At 58.6% G+C, this 14,040-nt stretch carries 12 protein-coding genes; 1 reads left to right on the forward strand and 11 read right to left on the reverse strand.

Annotation, left to right across the window (positions count from 1 at the left end; all coding sequences use genetic code 11):
* From L0H65_RS04855 to L0H65_RS04870, 4 genes are all read right to left on the reverse strand, one after another.
* Positions 1-960, reverse strand: a 960-nt coding sequence (locus L0H65_RS04855) for a LacI family DNA-binding transcriptional regulator (protein ID WP_301457705.1), incomplete at its 3' end; no start/stop codon positions are given.
* Positions 961-1,875: 915 nt separating this feature from the next.
* Positions 1,876-4,170, reverse strand: coding sequence for a Hint domain-containing protein (locus L0H65_RS04860; protein WP_301457706.1), 2,295 nt, complete (start codon positions 4,168-4,170; stop codon positions 1,876-1,878).
* A 138-nt stretch (positions 4,171-4,308) separates the two neighbouring features.
* A complete protein-coding gene (locus tag L0H65_RS04865; protein WP_367651975.1) occupies positions 4,309-5,430 on the reverse strand; it encodes a phospholipase D-like domain-containing protein in 1,122 nt (373 codons plus the stop codon).
* The gene (locus L0H65_RS04870) at positions 5,367-5,573 is read right to left on the reverse strand and encodes a hypothetical protein (protein WP_301457707.1); all 207 of its coding nucleotides are present in this window, start codon (positions 5,571-5,573) and stop codon (positions 5,367-5,369) included. Before L0H65_RS04870 ends, L0H65_RS04865 begins: the two co-directional genes overlap by 64 nt.
* A 75-nt stretch (positions 5,574-5,648) precedes the next feature.
* Between L0H65_RS04870 and L0H65_RS04875 the strand changes: the two genes are divergently transcribed.
* Entirely contained in the window at positions 5,649-6,359 is a 711-nt protein-coding gene (locus L0H65_RS04875) for a Fic family protein (RefSeq protein ID WP_301457708.1), read from the forward strand.
* An 864-nt stretch (positions 6,360-7,223) separates the two neighbouring features.
* Here the strand turns inward: L0H65_RS04875 and L0H65_RS04880 are convergent.
* The 7 genes from L0H65_RS04880 to L0H65_RS04910 all read right to left on the reverse strand — a co-directional run.
* Positions 7,224-8,009 carry an SDR family oxidoreductase gene (locus tag L0H65_RS04880; protein ID WP_301457709.1) on the reverse strand — a complete coding sequence of 262 codons (786 nt, stop codon included), beginning with the start codon at positions 8,007-8,009 and terminating at the stop codon, positions 7,224-7,226.
* Position 8,010: 1 nt separating this feature from the next.
* On the reverse strand, positions 8,011-9,291 hold the full coding sequence (locus L0H65_RS04885; RefSeq protein ID WP_301457710.1) for an L-fuconate dehydratase: 1,281 nt from the start codon (positions 9,289-9,291) through the stop codon (positions 8,011-8,013).
* A complete protein-coding gene (locus L0H65_RS04890) occupies positions 9,288-10,148 on the reverse strand; it encodes a fumarylacetoacetate hydrolase family protein (protein WP_301457711.1) in 861 nt (286 codons plus the stop codon). Before L0H65_RS04890 ends, L0H65_RS04885 begins: the two co-directional genes overlap by 4 nt.
* A 71-nt stretch (positions 10,149-10,219) precedes the next feature.
* Entirely contained in the window at positions 10,220-11,167 is a 948-nt protein-coding gene (locus tag L0H65_RS04895; RefSeq protein ID WP_301457712.1) for an ABC transporter substrate-binding protein, read from the reverse strand.
* Positions 11,168-11,238: 71 nt separating this feature from the next.
* A complete protein-coding gene (locus tag L0H65_RS04900; RefSeq protein ID WP_301457713.1) occupies positions 11,239-12,246 on the reverse strand; it encodes an ABC transporter permease in 1,008 nt (335 codons plus the stop codon).
* Positions 12,243-13,769, reverse strand: coding sequence for a sugar ABC transporter ATP-binding protein (locus L0H65_RS04905; RefSeq protein WP_301457714.1), 1,527 nt, complete (start codon positions 13,767-13,769; stop codon positions 12,243-12,245). Before L0H65_RS04905 ends, L0H65_RS04900 begins: the two co-directional genes overlap by 4 nt.
* On the reverse strand, positions 13,766-14,040 hold a 275-nt coding region (locus L0H65_RS04910), incomplete at its 5' end, for an amidohydrolase (RefSeq protein ID WP_301457715.1). The genes L0H65_RS04910 and L0H65_RS04905, both read right to left, overlap by 4 nt.

Consider the following 14,040-nt stretch of genomic DNA (forward strand, 5'->3'; position numbering starts at 1 on the left):
ATCAGGGGGGAGGTCGCGCCCTTCGGACAGGTCGCGCATAATCTTGATCGCGGCAGTTGTGGCGGCGTTCGTGTCTTGGTCCAGCACCAGATCAAAGGTGCCATCGCGCAACCCTTGGCGCGACGTGGGCGTCAGTTCATGGACAATAGTGACAGGTTTCGGTGCAATGGTTTTAACGGCGCGCATCAAGCCACGGTTGCCCGCGCCGATTGCATAAATGCCCGTCAACGGCTGCAATTCCGCCGCTTGCAAAACAAGCCGCTCCACTGTCGCCGCGTCATCGCCACCTTCAACCGCTGGCAGCAGGGCCACCCCGGCAAAGCGTTCCTGCATGACCAGACGGAACCCCATCAAGCGTTCATTATGATCACGCGACGACAGCGAGCCTGCAACCATCAGAACTGTGCCGCGCCCGCCCAGAAAGCGCCCCATGAATTCCGCCGCGGTGCGCCCGGCGGCCACGTTGTCGATGCCGATATAGGCTGCGCGGTGGGATTGCGGCAAGTCCGCAACAAGCGTCACAACCCGCACGCCTGCAGCATTGAGACGAGAAAACTCCTCCTGGATTTCAGGGGCTTCACTCGCCATCACGGCCACAGCATCGCAGTCAATTCCGCGCAGCGCCGCAACTTGGCCCGCAACATCGAATGCGCGGGTTTGAATGATCTGGATCAGAATCTGTTCTTCCAGCAACTGCTTACGCTGCGCCTCGATTGCGGTCAGCAGCAGGGCGATGAAGCCGGTTTCGCCCGCAGGCAACACGAAGCAAAAGCGATAGACGCGCCGCCGCGACAGATTGGCGGCGGCCAGATTGCGCACATATCCGGTTTGAGCGACTGCCACCTTCACCTTGGCAATTGTCTTCGCCGACACGCTCCCGCGATTGTTCAGCACGCGGTCAACCGTCGCCAGACTGACCTGAGCGTGTCGCGCAATATCGTGTACGGTCGGACCGTTCATCGCTTCTCCCCCCCTCTCCCAAAAGCGTAGTACCCGAGTTGAGGTACGTCAATCAAAATCATGATGGAGGTCTATCATCAGGATCTCGGTTACGCGCGCGCTGGCTGTCCGATCGCAGCGGAAACACCGCTGTCATCGCCCGTTTCCGGCGAGGTTCCGGCGCAATAGAATGGGCTGGGACCAATGGGCAGCCCGACGGCTAGAAAGCCGATGCAATTCAACACCAGTGCAACCAGAATTGCGGTTGACGTATCTGGTGGGGAGGTGACCCAACCCGGTTCAGCGAGTGAAATGCGTGGAACAAATGCTGTTTTGCCAGCGCATACGCAGAATTTCTAATTTCGTACCGGTTCAGGCCACATTACCATCCCGGTGGCCGCCGATGATCTGCGCCGAAATGATTAGGCTGAGGATCCGTCCGACAGGCATCAAACGCGCCGGATGGCCAGTCAGATTGAACGGAAATGTTCGCATTTGGGTCCACACCGATTTTTCATCGGCAATTGTGTCAAAGGGGGTGGTGCCGGCCCTTATCGTCGTTTCCCGTGCCGCCACGACAACTTTCGCGGTAATCACCGCCCCGCAGTGAGGCGTTGCCGCGCCTGTCTAGCGTATCGTCTGGGACATTACTGCTGGATCGGGTAGGTGCAGATTTAGCGACTCGGTACGCAGGACAATTGCACATGCGGCCTCAGCAATGTCGTAATCGGGTATCGCCACCTTCATTACTTTCGCACCCGCCGGCACCGATCGCGTCAAGGCTGGGGCGTTAACTGTCGCAGGTTGGATATCTGTGGCGTGGCTGCCGCGGCGCGTCGCCGCATCGCCATCAGCCGGTTGAATCGCAACGTGAAAACTCGCGAACTTTCCCCTTGGCAAATGAGGCGGAGATCGGGTAGTGGGCCTTTCCCGTGGTCAGTGCCGGACCAGCCGGACATCATTTTGACGGATGCCTTTGCGCGTCAGGAACGGGCGGGCGGTTGCGCCATAGGGGTTGTGTGTTTTCGGGTTCGAGATGAGACCGACAAGCTGCGGGAACAATGTCAGGAGTTCGATCCGGCTGGCACCATCCACCGCATTCAGACCGACAATGCCGGGATAGAAGCTTTCCGACGCGGCACCATCGCCAAACACGATCTGATGCTGTTCAAACATCAAATGCACATAGGTCACCCGACGGCGGCCATTCGCGATCCGAGCCTTGCTCCCCGGCAGATCAATGACATGCTTGGCGCGGATCAGGGATTGCCGACCTGCGCCCTGATCCAGCAGCATCCCATGCTGGGGTGAAACCAGCAGGTCACGCGTCGCACCCAGAGTTCCGGCGCGGATCAGAACCGGGCGCAAATCCGGCTGGGCTGACAGCATCTCGGAATCAAGTTCGCGTCGCCCGATCCAGACGATGGGCTGCGGGCCGTTGTCGCGCGTCACCACAAGATCGCCCGGCTTCAAACCGTCGATTGCAACCTCACCCGAGGGCGTAAGGATGCCTGCGCCCGAGGTGAAACATGGAATACCCGCCGAATGCCGCTGCGCAACCGTCGCCATCTGCGCCGGGGTGATACCCTTCATCCGGACGCTTTCACCATTCGGGAAGGTCAGAACCGCATTTCCGTAGCCGTCGTCGGTGACAACGACATCCCAGGCCGTGACCGGGTTGCCGAAGGCATCGTGCAAGTCGGAAACATCTAGCTGATCGTTTGTGCGGCCGTCGCTATCATCATCGCCAATGTCGAAATCCGCGATGGTGTCCGTGCCGTCGCCATCCGACAACGCGAAAATATCGTCACCAGCTCCGCCGAAAAGCTCATCGTCGCCAGTGCCGCCACGCAGGACATCCCTGCCATCGCCACCGTAAATAACGTCCGTGCCATCACCGCCGTAAAGCGTGTCGTTCCCCTCGTTGCCACTAAGCGTATCTTGCCCCGCATCACCGGAAAGGAAGTCGTCGCCTTCGCCGCCCAGCAACAGGTCTTCACCTTCGCCGCCGTAAAGACTGTCATCGTCGACACCTCCGTCGAGGGAATCGTCGCCATCACCGCCGTAGAGCACATCCCGGCCTAGATCACCCTCAAGCGTATCGTTTCCCGCGTCCCCGAAAAGGCTGTCAGTGCCGTCGCCGCCATTCAGGTAGTCTGCGCCGTCGCCGCCCGTCAGCAGGTCGTCGCCGTCATCCCCGAGCATCTTGTCGTCGCCGGTGCCGCCGAAGATCTGGTCACGGCCAACGCCCCCGAACAGCGTATCATGGCCGTCGCCGCCGAAGATCTCATCGTCGCCTGCGTCGCCGTAAAAAAGATCGTCGCCGCCTTCCGCAGCCTCGACCACGCTTGCCGGGTCATCGAAATAAACATCCGTAAACGTCAGCGTCCACTGTTTGATGCTGGTGAAATCCATTTCGATCCGCGCCACCGGACCGGGAATGTGGATAAAGAGCGAACCTTCGGGGTCGATATCGTCATACTCGCCGCCCAACCCCTCAAACGTGTCGTCACCGAGGATCGCGTCGGTATCCTTGCCGCCGACATTCGAACCGAGCGTCGCGGTGAATTCGATCTGATTGCCCGTGGCGTCATAAGCGCGAATGACCAGATGTTCGTTGGCGGCATCGAAGTTGTTGACGCGGAATTCAACATTTTCCACCGCCTCGGAGAACCCGAGCTGCACCTTGCCGCTGTTGTAGATATCCAGCGCGCTGTTTGGGTCGATGGTGCCATCGCCCGCGTCGATCCCGTCGGTATACTGGTTCTCATTCTCGAACCGACCGATTCCCTTTGTGACAGCGTAGCTGACATTCACGCCTTCGACCGCCTGCGTGCCGGAGGTGATTTTGTCGCCGTCGTCTATCTGACCGCCATCCTGGGGGTCGGGGATATCGTGCCATTTGAATGCGACGCGGTCGACCGTCCGATCTGTCGCCTCGCCGCCGACAAGCGTGTCATTGCCGTCGCCGCCTTCCAGCGTATCGTTGCCGGAGCCGCCATCGAGGGAGTCATCGCCGTTGCCCCCGAAAAGGTGATCCTGACCGGTGCCACCGTGCAACGTATCGTCGCCCTCGCCACCGTGCAGCGTGTCGTCTCCGTGATCGCCATAGATGGAATCGTTGCCGCCGTGCCCGTAAAGCAGATCGTCGCCGTCATCGCCATGGATTTCGTCGGGATCGACGCTGCCGTCAATCTGGTCGCCTGATGAGGTTCCGTTGTAGATCGCCATGTGCGCTGCTTGTCCGCGAGGTGCCTGCCGTTGTCAGCATACGGTCAAACTGTGGCGTCGGCATGCCCGGAATGCGGAAACATTGAATCAACATCGCGATTTATTATTTGAAAACAATAATTTCCGAATATTTATGGATCAGAGGCGTTGCCAGATCGTTTCAAAATCCTGCGCGAACCTGGCGCTGAGTGCGGCATCGTCACGAAAAAGGATTCGATGTTCGGCATGGCGCTGCGCTGAATCGATGGTCATGTTGGCGGTCCCGGTGACAACGACGCCGTTGCGCGGGGCGACAATGTATTTCTGGTGCATCCTGCGCCGCGTTGTCCTGACCTCGATCGGCAAGTTTTCGGTTTTCGGCCGGAGGGTCAGATCCCGCGCCAACTCCGCCCCGATCTTGCGATCCAGCAGAATATCCACCGGGCAACCGCGACGTGCGGCTTCCAGCAAAGCGCCGAATTCGGGCACCCTTGGCGACATTGCGTACATTGCAACCTTGATCGGATCACCCGGCGGAATTGACCGGATCGCCTCCAGCGCCACCGCGTTGACCGACAGGGGTGCGGGTTTTCTGGCCCCTGACGGGCGCAGAAGTTGCATGTTCCGCTGGTTATTAAGGGGCGAGAACCCGTAATGCGCCGTCAGACTGGTCAGGTGGCGACCCGCAAAAGCCGGAAGGATGCGACCATTCTCGATCCTGATGTTGCCGCGCGGCGTTTCGGGCGGCGCCGGAGTTTCCAAGATCTCGTGCAGGTCGACAAGATCATGCATACTGCCTCCGGCCTGCACTTTCTTGCGCGCAATGATCGCCAACCTTGCCGCAACGTCAGGATGGGCGGTTATGCGGGGATCGTGCCACAACCCGTCGAATTCGGAGGCGAACGCACCGAGAACGGCATCGGTTTCCGGCTCGCGCGACAGCAGCATCGTGTTTTCATAGGCCTGGGTGCCGTGCGTGCTCCAGTTGAAGCTGCCAAGCAGCAACCGCTCCGGCATGCCCGCTACGCTGATCAGCAGCGTCTTGTGATGCAGCATCCCGTGGCTTGAGCGATAGCTCCAGCGGACCTGACCGGTCGATTGATCGGTGACATACGGCAGATCGAGTTTTAGCTTCACCGCGATCCGGTCACATCCATCGGCGGCCAGGCCCGGCACAACGCTGGAGGTTCCGGGCGCACCCTGACTCCAATCCGCAATCAGGCGAACACTGACACCGGCGCATTCCCTGACCAGCGATTTGATCGCCTCGGCGATTTCGATGTCGTAAAGGCGAACACCATGATCTGGACATCGACCGGATCATTCACCGCCATTGCAATGTCTCGGACATAGGACAATTGTTTGAGGATCTGAATGCGGTGCGATACGCCGCCATCCATGCTGGAGAACAGAACCTCTTTCATTTATGCTACGATCCTTAAAATGGTCGATACAGCGCGGGGAATGGCATCCAACTATGTCGCTTTTGATGAAAAAACTTGGCAATTTCGCGGCATCCGCGCTTCGTTTCCAACCGCTCCATGCTGCGTGACAGCGGGTCTGCCGAACCGGTACCGGCGAAGCCAACACAGATCACGCTTGCCGCGACAGCCGCCGAAAGGGCGCTGTTGGAACAGCGTTGCGATACCGCGGAAACCCGGTTTCGCTCTGCCGTGCCGGAGCAGTTGCGACACCTTGCGCTGCACCCAACCGCGACCCATTGCTACCTGTTCCATGGGCTTTGCCCGTCCATGCCTGAAGCAGTCGGAGGGTTTCGCGGCACGCCCGGCACCCGGTTGCAAAATGCGCGGCGGGTGGTTCTGGTGAAGGGAACGGCTGATGGGCTTCGCCGGGCCGACCCCTGTGACGCACCGGACCGCGTTGCCGCACAGATGGAGCTTTTGCAACAGGACATGCAAATCTTCTGGAACACCCAGAGGCAGCCGGATTGCCTGCCAGCCCTTGCGGACATGACGTTTCGGTTCTTCCGTATTCATCCATTTCTGGACGGTAACGGCCATGTCTGGCGCTTGATCCTGATCGCACTCGCCCGGCGCGCGGGGCTGCGTGTCTCTGCTGATTGGACCGTGCATGCCCGCCCCTATGGTCCGGAGTTCAGCCTGGCCTTGCAGATGTTCAGCACGCGCCCCGACCTGCTGGCGAGCCAATTGAGCGGCTTTGCAACCCCTGATCCTGACAACTCCAGATGAATTCACATTGTCGTCACAACGCCGCCGCATTGGTGGATGATATCGGTCCTGTTGAAAGGCAAATGATACGTCCCGAGCGGCGTGGTCAGTGCAGAGGCCCACAAGGTTTCCATCTACCACGATCAAATCCATGTTTTCGAGACTCTGCACACTGCATTGTCCTGAAGCCCTGAGGCGTTATTGGCTCCTGCCGATGACTACTCTTGACCACATATGTTCTGCATTCCCTTCGGGAATTTGGAAACAAAACTTTTTTCTCGATTATCGAGGGAAAATGGCGCGTTCTTTTCCTCCTACCAGAGGGATTGAAACAATCTTCATATCTCCTATCCGGGGATTGAGGCTCATTGCGGTTCCTTCCTGTTGGAAGATGACGTTTTGTCGTAAAGCCCTGAAAAGCATTTACACAGAACTGATTCCATCAGCGAATACTGCAACACGAACTCAACCCTCCCCACAGGAGTGATGATAACCGTTTCAACACCCTACGGGGCATCAGAACAACCAGTTTTCCTTGCCGAGAAGCAAGCCGCGTTTTCAGATTTCTGGGAAACCGGGAACAGAAGGGTCGATTGTAAGTCACTGGCAAGCCCAATGACCCCCATCGCCGAAAGACAGACGCAGCCCCTGCGGGTCTTCGAAAACAGACGAGATGATCAACGTAGATGCGAGCGCCCTTGAGGGCCTCCATCTTTCAGGGGTTGCTATCCAGCAAATCGCCACCGGTATGAACCCGGTGTTGCGTGTGGCTGCCACCGCCGGATTCTCGGTAGGGTGCGCCGCCCACACAAAAGACCGAAATAAAGGCCAGCAGACGCGCAAAGGGACCCCAGCCCTGCCAGCCAGCGTCGGGCCTGACTGTCTTTATCGCTCAGCGTCGAGCGCGCGGTCCAGATGGGTGTATCCACCATCAACGAAAATCCATTGGCCGGTGGTATGGGCTGCGCGATCAGACAGCAAAAACACCGTTTGGTCAGCCAATTCGGCGGGGCTGGTCATTCTATGCCCCAAGGGGATCCGGCGCGTGATCTCTGCAAGTTGCGCTGCGGGATCGTCAAAGGTCTGCATCCAGCGTTCGTAAAGCGGCGTCATGCTTTCCGCCGGGATCACCGCGTTCACGCGCACGCCATCCTTGGCAAGTGCCGCCGCCCATTCGCGGGTCAGCGCCAGTTGCGCCCCCTTGGCGGCGGCATAGGCCGAGGTGTTGCCTTGCCCGGTAATCGCCGTTTTCGACGAGATGTTGACGATTGCCCCCTTGCTCGCCCGCAGATGTGGCGCGCACAGATGCGCCATGGTGTAGTAATGGGTCAGGTTGCGTTCAATCGACGCGCGGAAAGCATCCGGGCCAGCCTCCAGCCCCACGCTGTCATTGGCCCCGGCGTTGTTGACCAATCCGTCAATCCGGCCCAACGCGGCGATGACCTGATCAACCGCCGCGCGACATTGCGCATCGTCGGTCAGCTCGGTGAGAATCGCCAATGCTTGGGGGCTTTTGGCGGTCAGGTCAGCCATGAAATCCGGCTCCGGCGCGCGGCGGGTCAGCACCACCGGCACCGCGCCCTCCGCGGCAAGCGAGGCCGAGATCGCGGCGCCAATCCCGGATGCGCCACCCGTCACCAGAACGACCTTGCCTTGCAGACCCAGATCCATATCAGCCGCGCCCCTTGAATTCATATTCCTTCAAGGATGCCGGCTTCATTTCGATGGAAAACCCCGGCAGGACGGGCGGCATATAGGCGGCGTTCTGAGTGACGCAGGGGTCGATGAAATGCTCATGCAGGTGATCCACATACTCGATCACGCGGCCTTCGCGGGTGCCTGCGATGCACAGATAGTCGATCATCGACATATGCTGCACATATTCGCACAGCCCCACACCGCCCGCATGCGGACAGACCTTGAGGTCATATTTCGCGGCCATCAACATGACAGCCAGAACCTCGTTCAAGCCACCCATCCGGCAACTGTCGATCTGCACCACGTCAATCGCGCCGCGCATGATGAACTGTTTGAAGATGATGCGGTTCTGGCACATCTCTCCGGTTGCCACTTGCACCGGGGCCACGGCTTCGCGGATTTTTCGATGGCCTTCGATGTCGTCGGGGCTGGTGGGTTCCTCGATAAACCACGGGTTCACGAAGGCCAGCTTTTTGACCCAATCAATCGCCTGATCAACCTCCCACACTTGATTGGCGTCGATCATCAGGTTGACGCCTGGGCCGCATTCATCGCGCGCGATAGTCAGGCGGCGGATATCGTCGTCCAGATCACGGCCGACCTTCATCTTGATATAGTTGAAGCCCGCATCCACCGCCTCACGGCACAGCCGCCGCAGCTTGGCGTCGTCATAGCCCAACCAACCGGCGGATGTGGTATAGCAAGGGTAACCCTCGCGCTTCAGTGTGGCGATGCGGTCGGCCTTGCCCACAGCCTGTTTGGTCAGAGACTCCAGCGACCATTCGGGCGTGATGCAATCGGTCAGATACCGGAAATCAATGCAGCGCACCAATTCGGCGGGCGTCATTTCCGCGACCAGTTGCCAGACCGGCTTGCCCGCCTCTTTGGCCCACAAATCCCATGCCGCGTTGACGACGGCCCCGGTTGCCAGATGGATCGCGCCCTTGTCCGGCCCAATCCAGCGCAACTGGCTGTCAGAGGTGATATGACGCCAGAACCGGCCCATATCGGCGGCAATCCATTCGGTATCCAGACCCACGATCAGCGGGCGCAGCGCCGCAATCGCCGCCGTGCAAATCTCATTGCCACGCCCGATGGTAAAGGTCAGCCCGTGACCTTCATGCCCGCCATCGGTATCCAGAATGACATAAGCCGCCGAATAGTCTGGGTCAGGGTTCATCGCATCCGAGCCGTCCAGCGATTTTGAAGTTGGGAAACGAACGTCGATGGTCCGCAAGCCAATGATTTTGCTCATTTCAACGCCCCCAGAACGCGCTGCGTTTGCTCACCAAGCTTCTCAATCCCAAGGCGCATGACCTCGCCGCCTTTCAGATAGACCGGGGGTTTTTGGCCCAAGCCAACGCCGGGCGGTGTGCCGGTGGAGATGATATCCCCCGCTTGCAGCGACATGAAGCGCGAGCAATAGGAAACCAGGAACGGCACCTTATAGACCATCGTGGACGTGGAGCCGTTCTGATAGCGTTTGCCATCGACATCGCACCACATTTTCAGGTTGTCGAAATCGCCCACCTCATCGGGCGTCACCAACCAAGGGCCGGTTGGGCCAAAGGTATCGCAGCCTTTGCCCTTGTCCCAGGTGCCTTGCCGCTCAATCTGAAACTCTCGTTCCGAGATGTCGTTGATCAGGCAAAACCCGGCGACATGCGCCATCGCATCCGCCTCGTCTATATAGGAACCTCCCTTGCCGATCACGACGCCCAACTCCACCTCCCAATCGGTTTTCACCGAGTCGCGGGGGATTTGCACGTCATCATCCGGGCCAATGATGGCGGAGGTCCATTTGTTGAAGATCACCGGCTCTGACGGGATCGCAGCACCGGTTTCGGCAGCATGATCCGCATAATTCAAACCGATGCAAATGAATTTTCCAACCCCAGAAACGCAAGGACCAAGCCGCAAGTCCTTTTGCGGCACGCCTTTCACAACGGGTAGTTTGCTAACGTCCATCGCAGCAATCTGCGCCAGTTTTTCAGGGGCAAGGGCTGCGCCCGCCAAATCCGGCATCTGCCCGCTCAGGTCGCGAACATTGCCGTTATTATCCAGCAAACCGGGCTTTTCCTGCCCTACAGGGCCATAGCGCAAAAATTTCATCGGGGTCTCGCTCCTGCATCAATGTAAGGTGAGCAGGTCTGGCCAGTATGGCCAGACCCTCGTTTTCAAGCTTAGTCGTAAAGCACTGCCGCGATTTCCGGCGAGTCGATGTTCGACTTGTCGTAGTAGTAGAAACCGGTGTCGATCTTGGCTGGCACCGCTTCGCCCTTTGCCGCCATGACGGCAGCTTTTACGGTTTCATAGCCGATCCCGACAGGGTTCTGGGTGATCGCACCCGCCATCAGGCCAGAGCGGATTGCGTCGGTTTGTGCCTTGCCGCTGTCATACCCGATGATGGTGATGCCAGTTGCGCCGCTTTCCTTCACACCATTGACCACACCAATCGCAGAGCCTTCATTGGTGCCGAAAATCCCCTTCAGATCGGGGTTGGCCGTCAGGATGGATTTGGTGATCTCGGTTGATTGCAACTGATCGCCTGCGCCATACTGGATGGTGACAACTTCGATATTCGGGTGCGCCTCTTTCATCCGGTTGACGAAGCCATCGCGACGGTCAATGCCGGTGCGGCTGGTCTGGTCATGCGCAACAACGGCAACCTTGCCAGCGTCACCGATGAATTCGGCCATCTTGTCCGCAGCGAGGGCAGCAGCAGCGACGTTATCGGTCGCGGCGGTCGCAACAGGGATGTCGCTGTCAACGCCGCTGTCAAACGCGATGATCGGAATGCCCGCAGCCTGCGCCTGTTTCAGCAGCGGAATGGCGGCTTGGCTGTCGAGGGCGGCAAAGCCGATTGCTGCCGGATTTTTGGCCAAAGCTGCGGCCAGCATGTCGATCTGGCGATCAACCTGCGCTTCGCTGTCCGGGCCTTCAAACGTCACGTTGACATCGAATTCTGCGGCTGCCTTGTCAGCACCGGCCTTCACGGCCTGCCAGAACTGGTGCTGAAACCCTTTGGAGATCAGCGGGATATACATCTTGTCCTGTGCCTGCGCAAAGCCTGCGCCCAACACCAGGGTTGCGGCACTCAGCGTGCCTATAAGGGTGCGTCTGTTCAACATCGTGTTTCCTCCATGGATGTTGTGGGTTTTCGTCTTGAGGCAAAGGCGAAACCCGCCTTTGCCGGTTTCAATCATGCGGCCTTCCGACGCCGAACCTGATCTGCATAGACCGCCAGAATGATGATGGCCCCGGTTACAACCGTCTGCCATTCCTGCGCCACGGACAGGATGCGCAGCCCGTTGGTCAGCACGGCCATGATAAGCGCACCAATCAGCGTACCGAGGATTGTGCCACGACCACCAGAAAGCGAGGTGCCGCCAATGACCACGGCTGCAATCGCCTCCAACTCATACCCCAGACCAAGGGCGGGTTGCGCCGAGTTCAGGCGCGATGCGATCAGCAAGCCCGCGATCCCAACAATCGCGCCCGAAAGGGTGTAAATCGCGATTTTCCACCAATCGGTGTTCACACCGGAAAGACGCACGGATTCCTCATTGCTGCCCAGCGCAAAGCAATAGCGGCCAAGCACCGTGCGGCTTAGGATATAGGCGGCGGCACCAGCCACCAGAAACAAGATCAAAACACCGTTCGGGATTGGCAGCGACGGGATCACTGCCCCGATCACCGAGCCAAGCGAAATCTGGCTGAAGCCGGGAGTGTCGTTGAAATAAATCGGCCGCGTGCCGGAGATCACAAGGCTAAGCCCTTTGAGGATCAGCATCATGCCAAGTGTGGCGATGAATGGCGGGATTTTCATCTTTGCCACAAACGAACCAGAGCAAAAGCCGCAGAATGCCCCCGTTCCAATGGCCGTCGCTATGCCAAGGGGCAGCGGCAAGCCGAGATTGGTCAGCACCACGCCGGTCATCACAGCAGTAAAGGTCATCAAAGTGCCGATTGAAAGGTCAATCCCGCCGGTGATGATGACCAGCGTTGTCGCCACAGCCAGCACGCCATTTACAGACGTTGCCTGCAAGATCGCGATGATATTCGTGGTTTGCATGAAGTTCGGTGATGCCAGGGTGAACCCCAAGAGCAGGATCAACAGGCTGGCAAAGGCGAGCAGTTTCTGATGCGCGCCGCTGGCAGAAAGCCTTGCGAATACGCCTTGGCGGGCGTCTGGATTGGTTGAAGTCATTGGACGGCTCCCTCGGTGTCAGACGGCTCGCGCATGGTCTGCGTTGCCAATTTCATGATGCTTTCCTGTGTCGCGTCTGTCCGATCAAGAATTCCGGTCAAACGGCCTTCGCACATGACCGCGATGCGATGGCTTAGCCGCAGCACTTCCGGCAACTCGGATGAAATCACGATGATCGCGCGGCCTTGTTCGGCCAGATCGACCAGCAGTTTGTAAATCTCTGCCTTTGCCCCCACGTCGATACCGCGCGTCGGTTCATCAAAAATCAACACATCGCAATTACGCAGCAACCATTTGGCGATAACCACCTTTTGCTGATTGCCACCGGACAAAAGCCGGACTTCCTGCCGATCCGAAGGCGTGCGAATGCCCAGTTGCTTGATGTAATCCTGCGCCGTTTTGCGCATCGCGCCTTCATCCAACACCCCAAGGCGTGACGAAAACTGCCGCAGATTGGTCATTGCGATATTGGCGCGCACATCCATGCTGGTCGCAAGGCCGAAATGCTTGCGATCCTCCGACAAATAGCCGATTCCGGCGGCAACCGCATCAGACGGGCTTTTGATTTCGACCTCACGACCATGCACCCGAACGGTGCCGCTGTCGCGCGGGTCAGCGCCAAAGATAGCGCGGGCGACTTCGGTGCGCCCGGCACCCATCAAACCTGCGAAACCAAGAATTTCGCCTTTTTTGACGTTGAAAGAAACATCTTTGATCGCGCGCCCGCGATTCAGCCCTTTCACCTCCAACGCAACTTCGGCTTGGGTGATATCCGGCAGCGCCAGCGCGCCATCACCCAAAGCACGGCCAACCATCATCGAGATGATTTCGCTTATCGGGGTATCGGCAGCATCCACTGTCCCGACGGTTTCACCGTCCCGCATCACCGTCACGCGGTCGGCGATTTGCTTCAGCTCATCCATCTTGTGGCTGATATAGATAATGCCGACGCCCTCGCTGCGCAGCTTGCGGATGATGGTGAAAAGATCGGCAATTTCCACGTCATTCAGCGCCGCGGTCGGTTCATCCATCACCAGAATATGGCTGCGATAACTCAGCGCTTTGGCAATCTCCACCATTTGCTGCTTGGCGATTGTCATCTGATGAATCGGCGTGCGCGGGTCAATTTTCAGATGCATCTGCGCAAAGATTTCGGCGGTCTGCGCGTTCAGCGCGGCTTCATCCAGCCGCCCGAATTTTTTGCGCGGCTCCCGCCCGATGAAGATATTTTGCGCAGCCGTCAAATCGTTCATCAGGCTGAGTTCTTGGTGGATGATCCCGACCCCTGCATCTTGTGCGGCGCGCGGACCATCAAAATCCACCGGCTTTCCATCGACCTCAACCGTGCCGGAGTCGCGGCTGTAAACGCCCGACAGGATTTTCATCAGGGTGGACTTGCCCGCACCGTTTTCGCCCATCAGCGCGTGAACCTCCCCCGCCCGCAGATCGAAGCGGACATTCTTGAGCGCGTGAACACCGGGGAAGCGTTTTTCGATAGCTTGCATGGAAACGAGGGTCTTCATTTGGCGACCTCCAGTTCATAAAATCGGCGCGCGGTGCCAGCGTAGATTTGGGCCAAACCGTCTTCGTCCACGTCAGCAAGCAGCTCCCTGCTCAAGTGCCGCCACGCGTTATAATCGGCGGCAAGGTTCACGACCGGCCAATCAGACCCCCACATCAGACGGTGCGGCCCGAACCAGTCCAACAAATCTGCAACGATGGGCTTCAAGTGTTCGCGAGCATTCGCCCTTTGCTCAGGTGCGAGCTCGGTCAACAGCCCGGACAATTTACAAC

Origin of the sequence: Pseudorhodobacter sp. (genome assembly GCF_030452865.1) — a bacterium.
Taxonomy (GTDB): domain Bacteria; phylum Pseudomonadota; class Alphaproteobacteria; order Rhodobacterales; family Rhodobacteraceae; genus Pseudorhodobacter.